The following is a 23137-nucleotide window of genomic DNA, read 5'->3' as shown; positions in this document are numbered from 1 at the left end:
GTCAGATACCTGCCTTGTCGTTGCGTGTCAGGGCGTCTTCGCGGATGCCGCTGAGCAGCTTGCCCGGGGCGATGCCGTCCGGGTCATAGCGCAGCTCGATCAGGGCCGGCAGACGCTCGCGGTCGGCGAATTCCAGCGCGCGCGTGAAGCTCGCCTCGAAGTCCTCGTCCTTCTCCACCACCTGACCGAGGCCGCCGTAGGCGGTGACCAGCGCGGCGAAGTCCGGGTTGGTGAAGGTCAGGGCGATCTCACGGCCCGGGAAGTCGTTTTCCTGGTGGGCGCGGATGGTGCCCCACATGCCGTTGTTGAACACCAGCACCACGATGCCGAGGCGGTACTGCAGCGCCACGCCCAGTTCCTGCAGGTTCATCTGGAAGCAGCCATCACCGGCGTAGCAGACGGCGGGGCGTTCCGGGAATTCGAGCTTGCTGGAAATGGCGGCGGGCAGACCGTAACCCATGGAACCGACGGTTGGGGCCAGCGAGCTGCCCAGGCCACGGAAGCGCACATAGCGGTGGGCGTAGAGCGCGTAGTTGCCGGCGCCGACGCTGATGCAGCCCTTGCCATCGAGAATGCGGTCGACGGTCAGGCTGACCTTGTCCAGGCTCAGCGGGCCCGGCGACGGCTGCTCTTCCAGCGTGGCCAGATAGGCGGCGCGTGCCTCGCGGGTGATGCCGGACCAACGCGGCGCGCTGTCCGGTGACAGCGTGGAGAGCGCCAGCGCGAAGCCGTTGACGTCGGTATTGATGGCCAGCGTCGGCTGATAGACACGCCCCAGCTCTTCCGGGTCTGCATAGACATGCACCAGCTTCTGGGTCGGCACCGGTGACTGGATCCAGCTATAGCCTTCGCTGGTGGCTTCGCCGATGCGGGTACCGACGGCGATCACCAGGTCACTCTCGAGGAGTTGCTGGCGCAGCTCGGCGTGCATGCCCATGCCGACGTGACCGGCGAATTGCGGCAGTTCGGCATCGACACATTCCAGACGGCGCCAGGCGACCCCGGTGGGGATGTCGAAGCGCTGGGCGAAGCCTTCCAGCGCGACCTGGGCATCGCGGGTCCAGCCGCTGCCGCCGACCAGCAGGAAGGGGCGCTCGGCAGTCGCGAGCAGGCCCTTGAGCTCATCCAGCTGCGGCTGTCCCGGATAGGTCATCAGGCGCGGGTGCGGCTTGACGTCCGCGACCTGTGCCTCGCCCCACAGGGTGTCTTCCGGCAGTGCCAGCACCACCGGCCCCGGGCGACCGCTGCGCGCCACCTGATAGGCGCGGGCGATGTATTCCGGAATGCGCGAGGTGTCGTCGATCTGCGCGACCCACTTGGTCATCTCGCCGAACATGCGGCGGTAGTCGATTTCCTGGAAGGCTTCGCGTTCGATGAAGTCGCCACCGACCTGACCGATGAACAGGATCATCGGCGTGGAATCCTGATAGGCGGTGTGCACGGCGATGGAGGCGTTGGTGGCGCCCGGTCCACGGGTGACGAAGCACACGCCCGGCTCGTTGGTCAGCTTGCCGTAGGCTTCGGCCATGTAGCCCGCGCCACTTTCCTGGCGGCAGACGATGGGGTCGATGGCGCCCCTGTGCTCATTGAGTGCATCGATGCACGGCAGATAGCTTTCGCCCGGCACCAGGAAGACACGCTTGGTGCCGTGCAGACGGATCTGGTCGACGAGGATCTGTCCGCCATTGCGCAGCGGAAGAGTGGATTCGTGAGTGTAGGTGTCAGCGGCCTGAGTCATGGGAAGGTTCTCGTTGTGGTTGCGTAAGGTGAAAAGGCTGTCGGTGCAATAAAAGCTGTCAGAGCGAAAGAGGCTGTCAGAGCGAAAGAGGGTGCCGGAGCGATGTCGTCAGCGGCGCAGTCGGTGACTGTCTGCGGGCATCAGGTCGTAGAGCGCTTCGAGTTGATCGGGGTGGATGACACACCGCGCATGCAGTCCCTGCTGGTTGGCCCAGTGCTGGTCGGTGCCCAGTCCGTGCTGCCAGCGCCACGGACCATCGATGGCCAGTCGCTGATGTGTCCTGCAGGCCACGGCCAGTCGCTGGCGCCACGGTTTCAGGGTTTCGGTGATGATGGCGGCGGGCTGGTCCGGCATCAGGCCCAGGTCAGTGGCCAGGTCCCCGGTGCCGATCAGCGCGCCCAGCAGGCGTGACGTGTCACGTCCCGATGCGAGCAAGGCCTCGGCGTTCAACAGGCCGGCCTCGCTTTCCAGGGTCGCGATGCTCTTCAGACAGCCCGCGGGCAGGGCATGCAGGCGTTCCTGCTCGGCGAGTGCCTCATCCAGCGCGGCCAGCTGGGCGCGTTGCTCGACGGCGGGCAGGAAGACCGCAGCAGGTGTGCCGGCCAGTTCGCCCAGTGCGGTCTGCATCAGCGCGGCCAGCTCCTCGCGTCCACCCTGCTCCAGCAGGTTGAGGCGTACCGCCGGCCACAGATGCAAGCGACGGGCACGTCTGGCGAACTCGGCGAAGCGACTGATCGCCAGTGCACGGCCTTCGGGGGCGGTGAATTCCTCGAGGTCCATCACGATGGCATCGGCACCGCTGGTGAGCGCGGCTTCCAGTCGTGCAGCGTCATCCCCGGGCACGAACAGCCAGCGCTGCGGGAGGGACTGAGTGGCAAGAGAGGTCATCGCTCAGCCCTCCATCAGGTTGGGCAGGAACAGCACGAGTTCCGGGATGAAGGTGATCAGCATCAGTACGGTCAGCATCGCGCCCAGCATCAGGCCCAGCGGCCGCAGCGAGTCGCTGACGTTGATCCCGGCGATGCGACACGCGGCCATCAGGTCGATCCCCAGCGGCGGCGTGTTGGCGCCGATGGCCAGATTGACGGTCAGCAGCACCCCGAAGTGCACCGGGCTGATGCCGTATTGCGCCAGCAGCGGCATCACGATGGGCGTCACGATGATGATGATCGCCACGCTTTCCATGAAGGAGCCCAGCACCAGCAGCACGGCGGTCAGCAGCAGCAGGACGCTGATGCGGCTGTCGGTGAATTCGCCGATCAACTGGGCGATGGCCTGCGGCACCTGCTCGTAGGTCAGACCCCAGGCGAACATGCCGGCCGCGCCGATGATCAGCAGGATGGCGCCGGTGGTCTCGGCGGTCGCCTTGACGCTGTCCAGGAAGCCGCGCCAGGTCAGGCTGCGATAGACACAGGTGCCGATGATGATGGCGTAGAGAATCGCGGAGGCGGCGGCTTCGGTGGGCGTAAAGACCCCGAAGCGGATACCGCCGATGATCATCACCGGCACCATCAGCGCCGGCATGGCACTGAGCAGCGCGCGGCGGCGCTCGCCGGGCACACGGGCCGCGACACCGCCCGACCAGCCATGCTTGCGTGACAGGTAGAGGGCGACGCCGACCAGCGCGACCGTCAGCATCAGGCCGGGGATGATGCCGCCCATGAACAGCTGGCCCACCGAGGTGTTGGAGGTGGTGCCGTAGACGATCATCACGATGCTGGGCGGAATCACGGTGCCGATGGAGCTGGCGGTACCGACCAGCGCACTGCTGAAGCCCTTGTCATAGCCGTTGCGGGCCATGGTGGGCAGCAGCATGCTGCCGATGGCGATCACGTCCGCCACGCCGGAACCCGACAGCGCGCCGAACATCATGCAGGCCAGCACCGCGACCACCGCCAGGCCGCCGCGGATGTCACCGACCATCGCCATGCACAGGCGCACCAGGCGCTCAGTGAGGCCAGCGCGATTCATCAACTGGGCGGCGAGCACGAACAGCGGAATCGCCAGCAGGGTGAAGCTTTCCATTCCGGCCACGAACTGCTGCGCCGAGACCATCATCGGCGCGGCACCGAAGGCCAGCAGGTAGAAGAGGGCCGACATCAACAGCGCGAAGGCGATGGGGATGTCGATGAGGATGCCGAGCGCGAATACGCCGAGCAGAGCCAGGGCGCCGAGTGTCATGGGGCATCTCCTTGGCGAGAGGAAGCGTTGTCAGGCGCAGTGGCATCCGTCTCGTGAACCTCGGCTCCGATGGCCGAAGGACTCAACAGATGCTCAAGCTGGATCAGAGCCATCGCGGTGCAGCATAGCGGCACGGACAGGTAGACGATGCCGGCGGGAATCTGCAGCGCGGTGGTGGTCTGGCGCATCGTGATGGCGCTCAGGTCCATGCCTGCCTTGGCCAGCAACAGCAGCATGATCAGGATCATGGCGTCAGTGATGCGTCCGGTGATGCGCTGGACACGCAGCGAGCGCACCAGCAGCGGCAGCAGACCCGCACTCAGGTGAGTGCGGTTGCGGGTGCAGGACACCGCGGCCAGCAATGTCGTCCAGACCAGCACCAGCTGCGGCAATTCCTCTGCCCAGTGCGGCGGCTGACCCATCACCCAGCGCATGAAGACCGTCCAGATCACCAATGCCGACAGCGCGGCCACGCCACTGGCTGCCAGGGCCAGACAGCCCCGGCAGCACCAACGTGAGAGAGTGATCATCAAGGTGCGCACGGCACACAACGCGACCAGCGGCTTGACGGAGGGAGCGGCGGAAGACATCGTCACTCGCCCTTGCGGTATTGCTCGACCAGGCCCATCAGCTCAGGCCCGAAGACGTCGGCGTAATCAGCCCACACACCCTGCACCTTGGCATTGAAGGGCGCGGTATCGACCTCGTTGACCTGCATGCCGGCTTCTTCCAGCTTGGCGACCAGCTCGGCGTCATCCTTCTGGGTCATCGCGCGCTGCTTGTCACGCCATTCGACGGCGCTCTTCTGTACCGCGGCCTGATCCTGCTCGGAGAGCTGATTCCAGCTGAAGTTGGACATGGTCAGACACGCGGGTGCCCAGACGTGACCGGTAAGGGAGACGTAGTCCTGCACTTCGCTGAACGAGGAGGAATAGATGATGGCCAGCGGGTTTTCCTGGGCATCGAACACGCCCTGCTGCAATGCGGAGTAGAGCTCACCGAAGGACAGCGGTGCCGGGCTTGAACCCAGCGCGGTGAAGGTGTCCAGACGCATCTTGTCCGGCGTGACGCGAATCTTGAGACCCGCGAGGTCTTCCGGGCTGGTGATGGGGCCGCGATTGTTGGTGACGTGACGGAAGCCGTTCTCCCACCACGACAGGATCTTCATGTTGTGCTCGTCGGCGATGTCCTCGAGCGCATCGCCCAGCTTGCCGTCATAGGCGGCGTAGGCGTGTTCGCGGTCCGGCCAGGAGTAGGGCAGTTCGACGATGCCGAAGCGCGCATCCAGCGGCTGGAAGGAACCACAGCCGATCACGCCGGCCGGCACGCTGCCGATCTGCATGCCTTCGACGACGGTCTTCTCATTGCCGAGCTGACCACTGGGGAAGACCTGGAAATTGACGCGGCCCTCGGTGGCCTCGGCGACATCCTTGGCGAAGCCTTCCGCCGCGATGTTCCAGCTATGGGTCGGCGCCAGCACGTGGCCGAGCTTGATATCCTGAGCCTGGGCGGCGCTCAGCGGCAGGGCACAGGCCGCCGTGATGGCAGCAGTCAGCAGGGCAGGCTTCAGCGGGACGGATTTCATCGGGACACCTCTTGGAGTTGTTATGGTCGTGACAGGCGTCTCTGTGTACGCCTTGACCCAAGAGTGTGTTCTGCTCGTGTATTTCGGTAGTTGCGAATTCTTATTCTTGGTATTAATCAGATTTATGCTGGGTCTGGATGTCCCGACCATCTGAGAGCCAGTTATTTATATACCGTTATCTTCTCGGTGCCCATTTCGGTTCCAGCAGGCCTGAGAGAAGCAGCAGTCATCGGGACACGCAATGCAAGGCGCCTGCGAGCAATGCAAGGCGCCCGCGAAGACACGCCTCTTCGCGGGCGCCTGCGAGCAATGCAAGGCGCCCGCGAAGAGGCGTGTCTTCGCGGGCGCTGATGTGTCGCTGAGGCGGCCTGGTCGGCGTCTGAATGTCGCCTGACTGTCGTTTAAGAGCCGCGCTCGCGTCAGGCCACCGCCTTGTCCAGCGCCTGGCTGACATCGGCGATGATGTCGTCGATATGCTCGATCCCCACCGAGATGCGAATCAGGTCCGCCGAGACACCGGCCATGGCGAGTTCTTCCTCGTTGAGCTGGCGGTGGGTGGTGGAGGCCGGGTGGCAGGCCAGCGACTTGGCGTCACCGATATTCACCAGGCGCAGAATCATCTGCAGCGCATCGATGAACTTGCCGCCGGCGATACGCCCGGCTTCAGCCTGATCGGCCCCTGTCGCGTCCGTCTTGATACCGAAACTGATGATGCCGGAGGCCTTGCCGCCGGTGATCTTCTGGCAGGTGGCGTGATAGGGGCTGTCCGGCAGGGCGCCGTAGTTGACCCAGCTGACGCTCGGGTGCTGCTGAAGGTATTCGGCCAGCGCGAGCGCATTGCTGCAGTGGCGTTCCATGCGCAGTGCGAGTGTCTCCAGCCCCTGCAGCAGCAGGAAGGCACTGTGCGGGGCGAGCGCGGCGCCGGTATTGCGCAGCGGTACCACGCGACAGCGACCGATATAGGCGGCCGGGCCGAAGGCTTCGGTGTAGACGACGCCGTGATAGGAGGGGTCTGGCTCGTTGAGGATCGGGAAGCGCTCCTTGTGGGCGACCCAGTCGAACTTGCCGGAATCGATGATGATGCCGCCCACGGTGGTGCCGTGGCCGCCGATGTACTTGGTCAGCGAGTGGATCACGATGTCGGCGCCGTGATCGAAGGCGCGGCACAGTACCGGCGTCGCCACGGTGTTGTCGACGATCAATGGCACGCCGTATTTGTGTGCAATCTCAGCCAGACGCTCGAGATCGACGATGTTGCCGGCAGGATTGCCGATGGACTCGCAGAACACCGCTTTGGTCTTGTCATCGATCAGCGCTTCGAGTGCGGCGAAGTCATCAAAGGCCGCCATGCGCACCTCGACCCCCTGACGCGGGAGGCTGTGGGCGAACAGGTTGTAGGTGCCGCCATACAGCTGGCTGGTGCTGACGATGTTGTCACCGACTTCCACCAGCGCCTGGATGGCATAGGTGATCGCTGCCATGCCGGAGGACACCGCCAGCGCCGCGATCCCGCCTTCGACGGCGGCCATGCGCTGCTCCAGCACGTCATTGGTCGGGTTCATGATGCGGGTATAGATGTTGCCCGGCACCTTGAGATCGAACAGGTCCGCGCCGTGCTGGGTGTCGTCGAAGGTGTAGGAGGTGGTCTGGTAGATCGGCACCGCCGCCGCCTTGGTGGTGGCTTCCGAGGTGTAGCCGTGATGCAGGGCGAGCGATTCCAGCTTCATGTTGTCGACTGACATGGCAGTGTCCTTGTGCGAGAGCGTGGCGAAGATCTTGTTGTGGGGTGCGGTTTTCGTGCGTGCCGTTCAGGTGCTGCCGCAATCGGCAGGCATGGCGCGGGCCGCGATGCCGCTCAACATTAGCAACGGGGCATCTCCAGGTCCATGCGTCGTTCACGCCGTCACGACAGGCCGCTGGCTGGGCGGCACGCCGAACTGGCGACGAAAGGCGGTGGCGAAATTGGCCGCGCTGCGATACCCCGCCATCTCGGCGGCGGCCTCCACCGTGACATTGCGGTCCTGCAACAGGTGCGCCGCGCGGAGCAACTGCCGCCGCCTCAGGTCCCGCGCCATGGTCTGGCCGTAGGCGTCGCGATAGCGGCGCTGCAACTGGCGCACGCTCATGCCCAGCCGGGCGGCGATCTCCGCCTGACTCAGATAGGCCACTTCCCCGCTGGAGATCCAGTCCTCGAGCCTCGCCTGCCACTCTGACGTGTCCTGCAGGCGGCGCTGTGCGCTGTCATCCGCCAGGGGCGGTCTGGCCGCCAGGCACTCGCTGATCACCTCAAGCGCCACTGACTCGATGCCGAGTCTAAGCGCCAGCGTTCCCGGCCGTTGGCGACTGAATTCCTCCAGGCGCTCGATCAGACGCGCAGACGGCTGCCAATGGTAATGCGCCAGATGCCGCGCCTCGGGCATCACCTCGCTGGCGCTTGAAACCCCCAGATGCCACGTCAGCCAGGCTGGCGTCAGCGTCAGGATGGCGCTGTGCTCATAAGCCCCCTTGGGGCTTTGCAGCCGGAATTCGGTGGGCTCATCGAGGGCGATGCACAGTGCGCGACCCGGCTTCAGCGCATGGCGCTGTGGCCCGAAACTGACCCTGGGCTCGCCACGCCATACCACGGCGATCTTCAGCGATGGCTCGATGCGGGAGCGAATCATCAGATCCGCCCGCTTGCGGATGCGGTTGAGGCGCATGAACAGGCCCGGCTGCACTTCCTGCAGGTGCATGTTGCCGATCAGCGCGCCATCGGCTGACTGGCCCTCGGCGGGCTGGCATTGGTGGTCGCTGGTCAGTGCTCGCGCCATGCGGTGCACGTGATCGAGCTCGATGATCCGGTGGCGTGCGCCTGCCGAGGTGTGAGAGCTGGCGAGGCCGGGAGGGGGAGTAAGGCTCATCTTGTCGCACCTGCAAACATCAGGGAGGGTCCCGCAAAGGTTTTTGTCGTCATGGAGTGCCAAAATGCCCCGTCAATCACATAGATGCAAATAATTATCATTAGTAGCGATAGCCAGGTGAGCCAAGGGGACACGATGAAGAAGGTGACGGTACGGGGACGCGGTCTGTGCGGGGCAGGTACGCGTCGTCTGATGATCGGGGCGGGGGTGGTGCTGGTCAGTCTGCCGGCACAGGCGGAAGACGCGACGATGGTGCTGGATACCCAGCGGGTGACGGGCCTGCGCCTGTATGACATGGCGTCCAGTGAGCAGAGCGGCGGCTACAGCGTTGACGCTGCCACGGTGGGCTCGAAGGTGCCGGCCTCGCTGCGCGACATTCCGCAGTCGGTGAGCGTGGTGACCCATGATGCCATCGAGGACCAGAACTTCATCACGCTGGATCAGCTGGCGGCACGTACGCCGGGCGTGCGGGTGCTGAACAATGACAGCGGTCGCTCGTCGATCTTCGCGCGCGGCTATGAATACGATGCCTACAGCATCGATGGGCTGTCCGCGCCGATGTCGAGTCTGACGGGCTCGGTGCCATCCTTGACCGCCATCGACCGGGTCGAGGTCATGCGTGGGCCATCCGGTCTGTTCAACAGCACCAGTGAGCTGGGCGGGGTCATCAATCTGGTGCGCAAGCGCCCGACCGATACCTTCCAGGGCGCCATCAGCGGCAGTGTCGGTACGCTGGAAGACCGAAGCGTCAGTGTCGATCTCTCCGGGCCCATCGATGAACAGGGCCGTATTCGCGGGCGCCTGGTGACCCGCTCCACCGAGCAGGCGCAATGGGTGGATGACAACGACAACACGCTGAATGATTTCTATGGCGCGCTGGATATCGATCTCGACGAGAATACCGAGCTGTCGCTGGGGGTGATCCACAACACCAAGGACATCAGCGTCAATCAGGGGCAGCCGGTCGATGGTGACAACAACTTCAGCTATGGTCGCCGTTCGGCATTCTACGGCGCGGACTGGAACAGCTTCGAGAGCGATGCTACCGATGTGATCGCCGAGCTGACCCACCGCTTCAGCTCACGCGGCTATGGTCGACTGGCGGCGCGCTACAGTGATCGCAATGCCGATTACGAATACGCCTACAGCGGATCGGCACTGAGCGATACCGGCGACTTGAGCAGTGTCGCGGGCTATGCCGGTGTCACCGATGAGACCTCGGTGAGCGTGGATGCCAGCTACACCCAGGGCTTCGATGCCTTCGGCAACCAGAACGAATTCGTGGTCGGGGTCGATTACAAGACATCGGAATCGGATACCACCGCGGCGCGCACCGGCAACCTGACCGGCTCCAGCGCCAGCATCAGCGAGCTGAACTCCCTGGCCTATGTCGACATTCTCGGCAACGCCCGGGATGGCGTGAGCGGTTACAGCCTGTCGCGCACCGAGACCACCCTGGAGGAGCAGGGCCTGTACGGCAAGGTGACACTGCGTCCCGTGGCACCGCTGGCGGTGATACTGGGTGCGCGCGTCAGCCAGTTCTCGGCCGAGACCGAAGACAAGCTCAACGGCGGCAGCAGTGACATGCAGGACACCGCCGTCACGCCCTATGGCGGACTCGTCTATGACCTGGACGCCGACCACTCCCTCTATGCCAGCTACTCCAGAGTCTTCGAGCCACAGACCCGCGAAGGCGAGGATGGCGACCTGATCGACCCGCGCGAAGGCGAGCAATACGAGATCGGGATCAAGGGCAGCTATCTGGATGGTGCGCTGAATGCGCGTATCAGTGGTTTCCAGTTGACCGACAATCACCGTGCTGCCTCCTCGACCGACGGTAGCGTCAGTTACTCGGTGGATTCCGGCAAGATGCGCATTACCGGTGCGGAGCTTGAACTGGCCGGCAACATCACGCCGCAGTGGGATGTCATCTTCGGCTACACCTATATGGATTCCGAGGTGCTGGAGGCCGGCAGCTCCGATGCACTGCTGATGCTGATGCCCAACAACATGGTCAATCTGTGGACCCAGTATCGCTTCGAGGGCAACCTGCTGGATGGCGTTTCCGTCGGTGCCGGCATGACGGCACTGAGCGATTTCGACAGCACCCAGGGCACCATCCAGGCACCGGGCTATGCCGTGTTCGATGCCATGCTGGGCTATCAGTTCACGCCCAAACTCAGTGGCCAGCTCAACGTCTACAACCTGTTCGATCGTGAATATTACGTGCGCGCCGGTTCGGCCAGTGTCTTCAACTTCGTGGGACGTCCGGCCAGCGCCGTCGCGACCATGAAGTACGAGTTCTGAGCATGACACTCATCAAGACGGCACTGGCAGTGAGGGGAGGACAGGGACGTCCTTCTCGCACTCGTCCACCGTTTCACGACCGATGGCAACACCGCCGATGGCACCACCGCTTGCACGACCGACTGCGTGGCTGGGCGCGCCGGTGGGTGATGGCAGGAGTGACGTCAGGCGTGCTGCTGTCATCCGGCCCCGTCATGAGCCACATGGGAGACGCCAGGGTGCTGCAGGGAACGACGACCGCATTCACGCAGCACTCATCCACCACGGGACATGACTACCTGATTCAGGTGGCGCTGCCGCAGATCGCACCGCCCGAGGGCGGCTATCCGGTACTGCTGGTGCTGGATGGCAATCGCCATCTGGATCTGTTCATGGCAGCGCGCAACATATTGGGACGCCGTGGCTTTGATAAGGCGCCGTCAGACCTCGCCATCGTCGCGGTCGGTTATGCGGGGAGTGGCGGTCGCGGCCCTGACAGAGCCTTTATCTCTAAAGCACGCTTCAAGGATTTTACGCCACCGCTCACCACCGGCACGGCGCCAGAGGGTACCGGCGGTGGCGAGGATTTTCTCGCCTACCTGATACAGGTTCTGCTGCCTGAACTGGCCTCACGCTATCCGCTCGATCTCGAGCGGCCTGCATTGGTCGGACATTCACTCGGCGGCCTGTTCGCGCTCCATGCCCAGCAGAAGGCGCCCGAGGCCTTCGGGGCCATCTTCGCGATCAGCCCTTCACTGTGGTGGCTGCAGGAGAATGACCCGGCCAGCTGGCCGCTGCGTCTTGCCTGCTCCGAGGCGGCGGGCCCGGTGTACATCGCCGCTGGCGGACGTGAGCAATCGCCGCAGCCCAGGCGACAGGACCCTGAGCGTGACAGGCTGCGTGTCCAGCGCGCGATGATCGACAACGCACATGAGCATGCACGCCAGCTGCGCGAGCACTGTCCACAGGCAGCCGTCCAGTGGCGACTGTTCGAGGGCGAAGACCACGGCAGCGTGATGTGGCCCGCCGCGCGGGCAGTGATGGAACGCTTGATGAGGCCACGTTGATCCGACCGGCCGCCACGGTGTGGGTTGAGCAGTAAAGTGGACAGTCATATGGGCGGTAAACGACACGACGGCGGCATCAGCGTGGGACGTCTTGTCCTGGCTGATGCCGCCGTCGTCTTGTGTCAGAGCTGCTTGTGTCAGAGCTGCTTGTGTCAGAGCGGCTCATACCAGAGCGGTTTGTGTCATTGCCTCTCGTGTCAGCGCGATGCTTACATCACCGCACGTACCGCGAGGAACAGCACCGTCGGGGCGAGCAGGATGCCCAGGCCGGTGTAGAAGGTGGCGGTCATCGCGCCGTAGGGAACCAGGCGGGCATCGGTGGCGGCGAGACCAGCCGCCACACCGCTGGTGGTGCCGATCAGGCCACCGAAGATCATCGCGGAGCGCGGATTGTCGAGCCCGATCAGGCGCGCCGTCATTGGCGTGGCGACCATGGTCAGGATCGATTTCACCAGGCCGGCGGCGATCGACAGCGCGACCACTTCGGAGCTTGCGCCCAGCGTGGCACCGGTGACCGGGCCGACGATGTAGGTGACCGCGCCCGCACCGATGGTGGTGATATCGACAGGATCGGTATAGCCGAAGGCGATGGCGACGCCACCACCGGCGACGAAGGAGATCAGCACGCCGACGAACAGCGCGATGACACCCCGAAAGCCGGTCTGGCGGATTTCCTTGAGATTGACCCCGTAGGCGGTGGCGATGATCGCGAGATCACGCAGCATGCCGCCCCCCATCAGGCCCAGCCCCGAGAACAGCGTGACATCCGAGAGCCCCTTGCTGCCGCCGGTGGTTGCGCCACCCACGTAGGCCAGCACCAGGCCGAGGATGATGGCGATGGCGGAGCCGTGCAGCTTGCCGCGTGTCAGGTTGTTGCTGATCCAGTAGGCGACATACATCGCCAGTCCGATCACGGCGAAGGCAGCGACCAGATGATACTTGTCGAAGAGATGGACGAGTGAATCGATCATGGGTCAGCCCTCAGTGTTTGTGAGCAGGAGTGGGGGAGGCATGGCGACTGCGATCCAGCACCGGGGCGCCTGTCGTCACTGAGGTTCTGGGGCGGTTCTCATCGGGCAGGGGAGCCTCTTCCAGTGCGGTTTCCGGCCGCTTGCCGGTCAGCAGAGGAACGAGTGCAAGCCCCAGCACCACCGCCAGCACGCCCGCGACCAGCGCGACCATGCCACCACTGAAGGCCGCGACCACGTTCTGGCTGGCGGCCATCGCGACCACGATGGGGATGTACATCGCGTTCCAGAAATTGATGCCGCTGGAGGTGCTGTCGGCCATCTTGCCGCGGTCCTTCAGCACACCGGTGATGAAGATGAGCAGCAGCATGGCGATGCCGACACCGCCGAGGTTGGAATCGATATTGAGCATTTCTCCGAGCAGATCACCGATCACGAGACCGGCCATCATGCACCCTGCCAGCAGGGCAACTCCGTAGATCACCATGGCGTATTACCTTCTTGTTGTTGTGGTGAAGTGGTGGTGAAGCAGTGTGGCGTCTTGTCGTCTATCTGATGTGTGTCGTCTCATTCGTGTCTTTCATCACGTCCATCCAGGCTGGCGAGCCTGTCTTTCCGTGTCTTGTGTCTGACTATCGGGCGTTCCTTGCCTGTCCTTGCAAGGAATCGGGGTGAGTGAACCCACCGACATGACGTGATGGCGTCACGCCATGCCGGTGGCACGAAGGTGTCGGGTGTCAGGCCTGACAGTGGTGGCTCAGCCGTGTGAGCGGGCCGGCTCAGGGGCAAACAGCTGTGCATATTCCTCGCGCAGCTGTTTCTTCTGCACCTTGCCCATCACGTTGCGCGGCAGGCCATCGATGAAGAACACGCGCTTGGGCTGTTTGTAGCGGGCGAGCTTGTCGCTGAAGGCGGCAAGCACCGCCGCTTCATCGAGACTGCCCTGGTGGCCGGCCTGCATGACTACCACCGCGCAGACACCTTCGCCGAAGTCCGGGTGGGGCACGCCGAACACCGCCGATTCGTTGACGCCGGGCATGTCATCGATCAGCAGCTCCACCTCCTTCGGGTAGATGTTGTAGCCGCCGGAGATGATCAGGTCCTTGTCACGGCCGCTGATGCACAGATAGCCATCGGCATCGATATGGCCGAGATCCCCGGTGATGAAGAATCCATCCTCGCGGAACTCGCTGGCGGTCTTCTCCGGCATCTTCCAGTAGCCCTTGAAGACATTGGCACCGCGCACCTCGATCAGCCCTGTCTCGCCACGCGGCAGGATGGCACCTGTCTCGCGGTCGGTGATGCGCACTTCGCTGCCGGGCAGCGCCATGCCCACCGTGCCGGGGCGCCGCTCGCCGTCGTAGGGGTTGGAGGTGTTCATGTTGGTCTCGGTCATCCCGTAGCGTTCGAGAATCGCGTGGCCGGTACGTGCACTGAACTCACTGTGGGTCTCGCTGAGCAGCGGCGCGGAGCCGGAGACGAACAGCCGCATGCCGGCGGTCGTCTCGCGATTGAGGCGCTCGGATTCCAGCAGGCGCGTGTAGAAGGTCGGCACGCCCATCAGCACGCTGGAGCGCGCCATCAGATCCAGAATCTGCTCGGCATCGAACTTTGGCAGGAAGGTCATCGAGGCGCCCACCGTCAGCACGATGTTGCAGGCCACGAACAGGCCGTGGGTATGGAAGATTGGCAGGGCGTGGATCAGATGGTCATCACGGGTGAAGCGCCAGGTCTCGGCCAGCGCCTGACAGTTGGAGGCCAGGTTGGCGTGGGTCAGCATCGCGCCCTTGCTGCGCCCGGTGGTGCCGGAGGTATAGAGGATGGCGGCGAGATCATCGGCGGCGCGTGGCTCGACTTCACTGCTTGCGCTGCACTGGCGGGCCTGCTCCATCAGGGTGCCGTCCTGCTCGGTGCCCAGGCTCTCGACACGCTGCACATCACATTCCTTGCCCAGCGTGCGTGCCGTTTCCAGCACCTTGGGCTGGCAGACATACAGATGCGGCCCGGCGTCGCCCAGGAAGTAGCGGATCTCCTCGCCGGTATAGGCGGTATTCAGCGGCAGATAGACCGCGCCGACCTGCAGGCAGGCCAGATACAGGATGACGGTCTCGCAGCTCTTGTCGATCTGCACCGCGACGCGGTCGCCCGGTGCCACGCCCAGCTCGCGTAGCGCGTTGGCCATCTGACCGGCGGCGCTGCGTGCCTCGGCGAAGGTGTAGCCGTGGCCTTCGACGGTATCGAGGAAGGTGGCATCCGGGCGCTCATCGAAGTTGCGCGCGAATTGCAGATAGAGGTTGTCGTGGTTGGCGTGAGACATCGTTGGCTCCAATGGCGTTGTTCTTGTCGTGAGTCGTTGTCTTGGCATGAGCCTTGTCTTGTCATGTGGCGTTGACGCAAGGCGACATTCTGATCAGGCGCGCTCCGGCAGATGGCGTGTCTGCCGGGCGGCTCTTTCCTTGTGTGACGCTTTCCTCGAGTGACTTATTCCTCGAGTGACGGCGTTGGCTTGCTGTCGCTGGCATCCGTGGCCGATCTGGTCGCGGGCGACTGCTCGGACCCTTTTGATGACAGGGGCGAACTGGACAGGGGCGAACTGGACAGGGAATCGCCTTCCTTCCTGGCTTCGCGCTTCGGCGCCTTGGCCAGCTCCTTGTTGGCTTTCGACTCCTTTTTCACCTCACTGCTGCATACCACGCTGTCGTTGCGGCTGAAGGCCTCGTGGTTCTGCTCGATGCGGTGTGGCTCATAGAGGTAGTTGACCATCAGGCCGTGGGCCTGCTGGCGGCCATTGGGGGAGGTGTCACCCGGCCAGTTGAGGCGATGCAGGCTGGCACCGTTGCCGAGGTGGAAGCGGGCGACCGGGTCCATCGGCTGGCCGCTGCGGTGCTTGACGTTGACCAGGTAATGGGCGGCGAGGGCGCGCAGTTCCGGTGCCATCTTCTGCTGGGCCTCCTCGTCATTCATCCAGTCGTCGTGCTGCAGGTGATGGGCCAGCAGCTCGGAGACTTCCAGGCCTTCCTCATCACGCGCGCGTGTCAGCCACTGACTGAAACCGGGCACCGGCGAGAGGGTGACGAAGCGGCTCAGATTGGGCAGTTCGCGTTGCAGCTCCTGCACCACCTGCTTGATCAGGAAGTTGCCGAACGAGATGCCTTTCAGGCCCTTCTGGCAATTGCTGATGCTGTAGAAGACGGCGGTGTCCGCCTCGCGTTCGGTGGTCTGGCCGCTGTTGGCGAGCAGATGCTGGATGTTGTTGGGCACGCCCTTGCACAGCGCCACCTCGACGAAGATCAGCGGCTCATCGCCGATGGCCGGATGGAAGAAGGCGTAGCAGCGGCGGTCCTCGGGGTCGAGACGTCCGCGCAGGTCGCTCCAGTCCTGGATGGCGTGCACCGCCTCGTAGCGGATGATCTTCTCCAGCACCGCGGCGGGCGTGTTCCAGTCGATGGCTTCCAGCATCAGGAAGCCACGATTGAACCAGGAGGCGAACAGATGCGCGAAGTCGGCATCCAGCGGTTTCAACTCCGGATGCTGCTTGATGAGCTTGAGCAGGTCGGCACGCATGCGCACGATTTCATAGGTGCCGCCGGGGCACAGGTTCAGGCGGCGCAGCAACGATTGGCGCCTGGGTTCACTGGCGGCGAACAGCGCACTGAGATTGGCGTTGTCCGGGGCGTCGCGATAGGCCGCGTAGGCAGCGTGGATACGGTCTTCATCGGCGGCGTAATGCTCGGCCAGCAGCTGGAAGAAGGCGAGGCGCTGCTCGTGATCCAGCTGCTGATAATCCTCCAGCGCCCGCTGGGCCATCATGATGCGCGAGGCTTCACCGCTGCTCTCGGTGAGGTTGTGACAGCTCTCGGTCAGGCGGGCGAGGGCGGTGTCTTCATTGCCGGCGCCGGGCGAGAGGCCAACCTGCTGACGGGCACGCTGGCCGACATGGGTCAGCAGATCCTGCAGAAAACTCAGATTGATGTTCATGGCGGTTCCTCAAGGCGCGGGACGAAGCGACGTGTTCACTGCTCAAGCTCTCAGTATGGCGTCTGAGGCTTAAATATTTTCGTCGTCTTGTTGTATACAACAGATAGGCGCATCGTGTGGTAGCGTCAAGGAATCCCATGCATGACTAGACTAAAGTCAGTTTCCTGTACGGCCACTTCCCTGTTCAATGAAGGCAGGAGAGCGAGGGCAGAATGCTGCGAGAACGGCGTGGTGCTGGGCGGGGTCGCGGTGAATCATTGACGACTCATCAAGCATCATCGCAATGACGAGGCCGTCGCGCTCGAGCTTGCAGGCTTTCGAGCTCTCAGGCTCTTCAGTGTTCCAGCGCTCAGGCTTACAGGGATTCAAGGGCCGCTTTCGAGAGAAGCGCCGTCAGGCCACAGTACAAGGACGACGATGATGATCAAGATGTCTCATGCGCAACGCCTGCGAGACCTGCTGGAAGATGCCATCGTCGAAGGGCGCTTCCCGCCGGGCATCAAGCTCGACCCCGAAGCGCTGGGCCGCGAGTATCAGTGCTCCCGTACCCCGATCCGCGAGGCGCTGCAGCAGCTCGCCGCCTCCGGCATGGTGAAGGTGGTGCCCAAGCGTGGCACCTTCGTGACGCAGCTGGGCGTCTCGGAGCTGGTGGAACGCTTTGAAGTCATGGCGGAACTGGAAGCCATGTGCGGCCGACTCGCCGCGCGGCGCATCACCACGCAGGAGCTTTCGGAACTCAAGGACGCCCACGCCGCCTGCCGAGAACGCCTGGAAGCCGACGACGCCAATGGCTACTACTACGAGAACGGCCTCTTTCATCACTGTCTCTATCGCGCCAGCCACAACGCCTTCCTCACCGAAGAAGCCACGCGCCTGCACGCCATCCTCAAGCCCTATCGCCGCCTGCAACTCCACGTCCGCCACCGCATGCACAGCTCCTACGCCGAACACGAAGCCATCGTCGCCGCCATCGAAGCCGGCGACGCTGCTGCTGCCGAGCAGGCATTGAAGGATCATGTGCATATCCAGGGGGAGAGGTTCACCGATCTAGTGGCGAATATTGAGAGGTTGCATGAGGTGGGATTACATGATGTACCTTGATCTGTATGATGATTAATTTTGAGTATGTGATATTACAGATGTTTTATTTAATTTTGGGATATAAGTATTTGTGTATATTGTTTGTTGTGTTAGAAGGGCTCTTTGAATTTGAGGTCGAATGACAATATATAGGGGTATAATTTATCAGGGTGCATAAAAGAGTTTCTGCAAGTGTTATTATAAATCTAAAGTGTTTGATGGTTTCGTGTTTTAAGTTATTCTTCTGTTCATTTATAAGGTGTACTGTCTGATAATGGAGGTTGTGGGGTGAGTTATATAATCGCATTCGTTTATTTTTCTGAAAGTTCTAAAGAATTTCCTGTCCAATGTTTCCGTACTGATTTGAAAGCTGGTGACGAGGTTATAGTTAGAAGGAAAGATGGAAAGTTAAGATTTGCTCGAATCGCACAGCTTAGATATTTGAACTGGGACTGTAATGGAAGAATTGAATGCCGAAGACAAGAAGCAGCCTTGGATTATAGTGGAAATATTGTTCTTCCTAAAAAGTCACCTGTACATATAGGAGTATCGACTCCTTATGCTTTTGCAAAATCTCTCAAGGATTTAGGATGGATGTCATGTAAGCTCAGGAATAAAATGTATAGAGCAGCTTTTGCAAAAACTAATAATGCTAATGTCGCTTATATACTTCATAGAAAAAATGGAATAGATTTACAGATTATCTCAAAATCAGAGCATGGGGAAGTGATCCCCTATGGTTTTTACGATAAGACATTACATGATGGGGAAGTTGTTAGGCACTCTTTGCCCCATACGAAATTCAACTTGTTTGAGGGTGTGCTTCGATTCGCAAAAAGCTTTAATAGTAATGAAGAAGATCTCAGTCGTTATTTTGTTCCTCAAGGCTCGGCAGACAAAAGAACGGATGAGCTAAAAAATAAAACGAAAAAATTAGATCCATATAATAATGAAATGCAAGATATCTATGATGCATGTTCAGATGGAACTGGCGGCCCTGCATACTTAGGTGATGGCATTTGGGTTGGATCTGGAGGAGAACTACATGATTGGGGTAGATAAGGAGGGGGCAGAACTTATATTTCAGAGTGGTTGGCTTTTGTTTTTTGTTAATTCTATTTTTAGATGGTTTAAAGTTGTTAGTGTGATGGTCATTGTTTAGCTATTGTGGATTCTCATGTTGTGGTGATTGAGTTTCCTATAATGGTGTAATAATATTTCTTCCAATGTAGTGCTATATCCACATTGCGCGTAAGGTGTATGAGTATTGTGATATGTCAAGAATAAAGGGGATGTTGTCATCTACTGAAAGCTCCTACGCTTAATCCCTATATAACTGATTGAAGCCTTTCACACTGAAACCCTTCAGGTACTGATCGCCAATCTTCAGGACCGGCACGCTGCGAAAGCCGGTCTTGGCGAATTCCTTCTGTCCTGCGGGGGAGCGGACATCCACCAGACGGAAGCCGATCTTCTGCTGCTCCAGATACTGCTTGGCTGTCTTGCAGTGCGGGCAGTTCGCCATGGTGAAAAGTGACACCCGTTTCATTGCTGTTGCTCCTGTGTTGAGCGATCCCGCGTGTTGTAGGCACCTGGCCTGAGATGCTGGCGGGCAATGATACCAGCCGTCGCTTTCTCTCTACACCAGCACTTCCTGAGCCTGCACTTTCTGCACCAGCACTTCCCGCATCAGCACCCCCTACACCACGCATCCTGCAGATCAATCCTTGCGCGGGATATGGCTCATCGCATGTTCCGCCAGTGCAGTAATGGTCAGGCTGGGATTGACGCCCAGGTTGGCGGCGAGCATCGAGCTGTCACAGATCAGCATGTTGCGGTAATGGAAGACGCGATTCTGGCCGTCGCAGACGCCGTCCTCGGGGGAGGCCGCCATGGCCGCGCCGCCCATGCAGTGCGCCGTAGTCGGGATGTTGAAGAGTATCTCGGGGATGCTGCTGCCGGGGATGGCGCCGATGGCCTTGGCACCACGCGTGACGAAGTCATTCGCCTCGGGGATGAAGGTGGGAATGCGCTTGCCCTCGGTGACCAGCGCCTTGCGAAATGGCCAGTACCATAGACGTTTGAGCGTCATGTCGAGGTGGCCCTCCGCCGTCTGCATGCACAGGAAGATGATGGTTTCCTTCGCGAAGCCCCATGGCAGCTGGAATTTCAGCGCGCGCAGTGGATTGGCGAGGAAGAGCTTCGCCATCGCGCTCAGCCAGGAAAAAGGGCGTGTCCAGCCGGGCTTGCCCCTGGCCATCGCGGTGAATAGCAGTCCCATGAAATCGGAGCCCGCTGGATAGCGTGTGGCTTCGATATGGGTGTGCTCATCGATATGGATGCCGGAGCCGATGGCGATGCCCTTGGACATGTCATCGCGACTTCCCGGCATGCGACAGCTGATCAAGGACTCCGCATTGGTGCGCACTCGCTTGCCCAGCGCATCCGAGAGGTTCGGCAATGAGCCCTTGTCCTTGAGGCGGAACAACAACTCCTGGGTGCCGAGCGACGAGCCTGCGAAGACGATGGACTGACAGGTGAACGTGCGCTTGCCTCTGCCAAGATAGAGCCCGGCAAAGGTGGAGGGCACCGTCGTCACCACATAGCCATCGGCCCCGTCCGTCTTGCCATTGAGCGGTACGACGTCGATCACCTTGGTCTCGGCATGCACCTTGGCACCGTGCTTCTCGGCCAGATACAGATAATTCCTGTCGAGTGTGTTCTTGGCACCATGACGGCAACCCATCATGCAGCCGCCACAGCCGATGCAGCTTTTTCGTTCAGGCCCTTCACCAGCGAAGTAGGGGTCTGGATGGGTGCTGCCGGCGTCGGGCGTGCCGCTTTCGCCCTCGGGGCCGAAGAAGATGCCGACCTCGGTGGGGTACCAGGTGTCCTCGCAGCCGGCGACTTCCGCCATGCGTTTCAGGGCGTCATCCGCCGGCGCGATGATCCGATTGGTCGTCACGCCGAGCATCTTCTGCGCCGTGGCGTAATGCTCAGGCATCACCGCATGCCAGTCATTGAGCCCCGCCCACTGACCGTTGTCCCAGATCTTGGCAGGCGGCACCAGCAGTGTCTGCGCATAGGTGATGGAGCCGCCGCCCACCGCGTTGCCATGCAGCACGATGACGTGACGGAAGAAGCTCATGGTGAAGAAGCCGCGCAGGCCCAGCATCGGCCGCCACAGCCAACGACTCAGACGCCAGTTGGAGCGCGGCATGTTGTCCGGCGTCCAGCGCTTGCCCTGTTCCATGACCGCCACGCGATAACCTTTCTCGGTCAGGCGATGCGCGCAGACGGAGCCGCCAAAGCCCGAGCCCACGATCAGGTAGTCGTGGTCGTGGCCGTGGTCGTGCTCTTGTGGCGCAGTGGCACTGGCGTGGCGATCAGCGGTAGTCATCGATAGTCATCGGTAGTCATTGATAGCGCTTGAGCTGTTGTGCGATCAGGTCAACGAAACCCTCGCGGTCGATATCGAACAATACCCTGGCGTTGTGCGGCTTGCCGGTGAGCTGGTAACGGTCGACCACCGTCATGCCCTGGGTATGCTCGCCCTGTGTCTCGACCCCGACCCAGCACTCGACAGCGGTGAACAGCTCAGGCTTCAGCAGCCAGGCGATGGTGCAGGGGTCATGCAATGGCGCACCGCTGAAGCCCCATTTCGGATCACGGTGGTAGATCATGAAGAAGTCGAGCAGCTCGGCGACACACTGCGCAACGGGATTGTCGATGGCGCGAATCCGCTCGATGTCCTCATCCATGATCTGCGCCTGATGGGTGACATCCAGCCCGCACATCACGATGGGCAGGCCGGACTTGAACACCATGTCGGCGGCTTCGGGGTCGACGAAGATGTTGAACTCGGCGGCGGGGGTCCAGTTGCCGACACCTGCCGCGCCCCCCATCAGCACGATGCTGTCGATCTTGTGGTGTAGCTCCGGGTGGGCTGAGAGAAACAGCGCGATATTGGTCAGCGGGCCGGAGGGCACCAGCGTGACCTTCTGCTCATAGGCACGGACCTTCTCGGCCATCAACTCGATGGCGCTCTGGGTGACGGGGGTGAAGGCGGGGTCCGGCAGCTTGGGGCCATCCAGGCCACTTTCGCCATGCACGTTGTCGGCGATGATCAGCTCACGCGCCAGCGGCTTGGGCGCGCCACCGGCGACCGGAATGTCATGCCGCCCCAGCAGGGTGAGCACGCGCAGCGCATTGTTGAGGGTCTTGTCAGGCGTCTGATTGCCGGCGCTGGTGGTGACGGCCAGTACGTCGAGCGCGTCTGAACTCAGGGCCAGAATCAGCGAGATGGCATCGTCGTGGCCGGGATCACAATCGAGAATGATGGGGCGCGGCATGCAGCAGTCCTTGTCGTGAGTCGTATTGTTGTCGTGACTTGCCTCAATCAGCCTTTCCTTTATGCCTGAACGCAAAACGACACGCCATCCTTGCGAAGGGCGTGTCGTCTGTCCGTTCATGGCATTCGCGCTTGGTGCCAGCGCTTGGCATCAGTGCGTGGCAGATCAATCCTTCTGCTGGGCACGCGCCTCATTGAGCATCTGCACCAGCACTTCCACCGGCTGCGCGCCGGGCACGTAGTACTGACCGACGATGGTGCTGGGCACCGACTGGATACCGGCATTGCGCAGCGCTTCCTGCTGGGCGGCGACTTCCTGCTCGCCCGCGCCGGATTCGAGGAAGGTCAGCGCCTGTTCGACGCTCAGATTCTCATCGTGCAGGCTTGCGATCTCGGCCAGCACCTGACGGTCTCCCACGTCCTTGCCATCGTGGAAGTAGGCGGTGAACAGCGCTTCCAGCAGCGGGCGCTCCGCCAGGCCCGCGGACTGCTGACGCCAGACGATGCGCTGGGCATCGGTGGAGTTGGGCGTGCGCTCCATCAGGGCGTGGCGGAAGGTGACGCCGCTCTGCGCGCCTGACTGTGCTACCTGGGCATCCAGCTCCGCGCCACGCTCGACACTGCCGAACTTCTGCGCGCGGTAGTCGGCGCGCGCCATGCCTTCACGTGGCACCCACGGATTGAGCTGGAAGGGCAGGTAGCTGACGCGCACCTCATCCTTGAAGTCGAGTTGCGCGATGGCGTCATCAAGATGACGCTTGCCGATCCAGCACCAGGGGCAGACCACGTCGTAGGCGACCTGGATATCGAGCTGTGACATGGGGATTCTCCTGCTGATCTCTCACGCGCTCTTCAATGGGAGCCTAGGGCCATCTTGAGAGCACATCGGAATGATTTTGAGCAACCGCTCATCAGTGTCCTGCCATCCTAGAGATTTTGGGCCTGGGACGCTACCGAAAACGCCCTGTCCGATCATGTGTCATGACCGGACAGGGCGTTCGTG

The 23137-nt window shown here is 61.9% G+C and carries 19 protein-coding genes; 4 read left to right on the top strand and 15 right to left on the bottom strand.

Annotation, left to right across the window (positions count from 1 at the left end):
- Position 1: 1 nt before the first annotated feature.
- The 7 genes from HXS66_RS09320 to HXS66_RS09290 form a co-directional block, all read right to left on the bottom strand.
- Positions 2-1738, bottom strand: a complete 1737-nt coding sequence (locus HXS66_RS09320; RefSeq protein WP_176503395.1) for a thiamine pyrophosphate-binding protein — start codon at positions 1736-1738, stop codon at positions 2-4.
- Positions 1739-1846: 108 nt separating this feature from the next.
- On the bottom strand, positions 1847-2626 hold the full coding sequence (locus tag HXS66_RS09315; protein WP_176503394.1) for an aldolase/citrate lyase family protein: 780 nt from the start codon (positions 2624-2626) through the stop codon (positions 1847-1849).
- Positions 2627-2629: 3 nt separating this feature from the next.
- Complete coding sequence (locus tag HXS66_RS09310) at positions 2630-3919, bottom strand: TRAP transporter large permease (RefSeq protein WP_176503393.1); 1290 nt, start codon at positions 3917-3919, stop codon at positions 2630-2632.
- Positions 3916-4509: a TRAP transporter small permease gene (locus tag HXS66_RS09305; RefSeq protein ID WP_255303176.1), complete on the bottom strand. Its 594-nt coding sequence runs from the start codon at positions 4507-4509 to the stop codon at positions 3916-3918. Before HXS66_RS09305 ends, HXS66_RS09310 begins: the two co-directional genes overlap by 4 nt.
- Before the next feature lie 2 nt (positions 4510-4511).
- On the bottom strand, positions 4512-5504 hold the full coding sequence (locus HXS66_RS09300) for a DctP family TRAP transporter solute-binding subunit (protein WP_176503392.1): 993 nt from the start codon (positions 5502-5504) through the stop codon (positions 4512-4514).
- A 419-nt stretch (positions 5505-5923) separates the two neighbouring features.
- Positions 5924-7231, bottom strand: a complete 1308-nt coding sequence (locus HXS66_RS09295) for an O-acetylhomoserine aminocarboxypropyltransferase/cysteine synthase family protein (protein WP_176503456.1) — start codon at positions 7229-7231, stop codon at positions 5924-5926.
- 168 nt (positions 7232-7399) lie between these two features.
- On the bottom strand, positions 7400-8404 hold the full coding sequence (locus tag HXS66_RS09290) for an AraC family transcriptional regulator (protein ID WP_176503391.1): 1005 nt from the start codon (positions 8402-8404) through the stop codon (positions 7400-7402).
- A gap of 135 nt (positions 8405-8539) precedes the next feature.
- Here HXS66_RS09290 and HXS66_RS09285 point away from each other — a divergent pair, with 135 nt between their 5' ends.
- Both HXS66_RS09285 and HXS66_RS09280 read left to right on the top strand, forming a co-directional pair.
- Positions 8540-10711 carry a TonB-dependent siderophore receptor gene (locus HXS66_RS09285; protein ID WP_176503390.1) on the top strand — a complete coding sequence of 724 codons (2172 nt, stop codon included), beginning with the start codon at positions 8540-8542 and terminating at the stop codon, positions 10709-10711.
- Between the two features lie 170 nt (positions 10712-10881).
- On the top strand, positions 10882-11757 hold the full coding sequence (locus HXS66_RS09280; RefSeq protein WP_176503389.1) for an alpha/beta hydrolase: 876 nt from the start codon (positions 10882-10884) through the stop codon (positions 11755-11757).
- A 209-nt stretch (positions 11758-11966) separates the two neighbouring features.
- Here the strand turns inward: HXS66_RS09280 and madM are convergent, their stop codons facing one another.
- From madM to HXS66_RS09260, 4 genes are all read right to left on the bottom strand, one after another.
- Positions 11967-12728: a malonate transporter subunit MadM gene (gene madM, locus HXS66_RS09275; RefSeq protein WP_077376060.1), complete on the bottom strand. Its 762-nt coding sequence runs from the start codon at positions 12726-12728 to the stop codon at positions 11967-11969.
- Between the two features lie 10 nt (positions 12729-12738).
- Entirely contained in the window at positions 12739-13212 is a 474-nt protein-coding gene (gene madL, locus HXS66_RS09270; RefSeq protein ID WP_077376063.1) for a malonate transporter subunit MadL, read from the bottom strand.
- 270 nt (positions 13213-13482) lie between these two features.
- Positions 13483-15042 carry a malonyl-CoA synthase gene (locus HXS66_RS09265; protein ID WP_176503388.1) on the bottom strand — a complete coding sequence of 520 codons (1560 nt, stop codon included), beginning with the start codon at positions 15040-15042 and terminating at the stop codon, positions 13483-13485.
- Positions 15043-15206: 164 nt separating this feature from the next.
- A complete protein-coding gene (locus HXS66_RS09260; RefSeq protein WP_176503455.1) occupies positions 15207-16697 on the bottom strand; it encodes a malonyl-CoA decarboxylase in 1491 nt (496 codons plus the stop codon).
- Positions 16698-17123: 426 nt separating this feature from the next.
- On the opposite strand from HXS66_RS09260, the gene HXS66_RS09255 reads away from it, so the two are divergent.
- The gene (locus tag HXS66_RS09255) at positions 17124-17804 is read left to right on the top strand and encodes a GntR family transcriptional regulator (protein WP_176503387.1); all 681 of its coding nucleotides are present in this window, start codon (positions 17124-17126) and stop codon (positions 17802-17804) included.
- A 267-nt stretch (positions 17805-18071) separates the two neighbouring features.
- Positions 18072-18845 (top strand): hypothetical protein, encoded by a 774-nt coding sequence (locus HXS66_RS09250; protein ID WP_176503386.1) that lies wholly within the window; start codon positions 18072-18074, stop codon positions 18843-18845.
- Between the two features lie 259 nt (positions 18846-19104).
- Here the strand turns inward: HXS66_RS09250 and HXS66_RS09245 are convergent, their stop codons facing one another.
- From HXS66_RS09245 to HXS66_RS09230, 4 genes are all read right to left on the bottom strand, one after another.
- Positions 19105-19332, bottom strand: a complete 228-nt coding sequence (locus HXS66_RS09245) for a glutaredoxin family protein (protein WP_176503385.1) — start codon at positions 19330-19332, stop codon at positions 19105-19107.
- 171 nt (positions 19333-19503) lie between these two features.
- Positions 19504-21183, bottom strand: a complete 1680-nt coding sequence (locus HXS66_RS09240; protein WP_176503384.1) for a GMC family oxidoreductase — start codon at positions 21181-21183, stop codon at positions 19504-19506.
- Positions 21184-21199: 16 nt separating this feature from the next.
- Positions 21200-22135, bottom strand: coding sequence for a pyrimidine-specific ribonucleoside hydrolase RihA (rihA, locus tag HXS66_RS09235; RefSeq protein ID WP_176503383.1), 936 nt, complete (start codon positions 22133-22135; stop codon positions 21200-21202).
- A 165-nt stretch (positions 22136-22300) separates the two neighbouring features.
- A complete protein-coding gene (locus tag HXS66_RS09230; protein ID WP_176503382.1) occupies positions 22301-22954 on the bottom strand; it encodes a DsbA family oxidoreductase in 654 nt (217 codons plus the stop codon).
- Positions 22955-23137: the final 183 nt, after the last annotated feature.

The organism is Cobetia sp. 5-11-6-3 (genome assembly GCF_013374055.1).
Classification (GTDB): Bacteria; Pseudomonadota; Gammaproteobacteria; order Pseudomonadales; family Halomonadaceae; genus Cobetia; species Cobetia marina.
The sequence above is the reverse complement of the archived record's forward strand: the minus strand, read 5'-3'. Positions and strand labels throughout refer to the sequence as shown.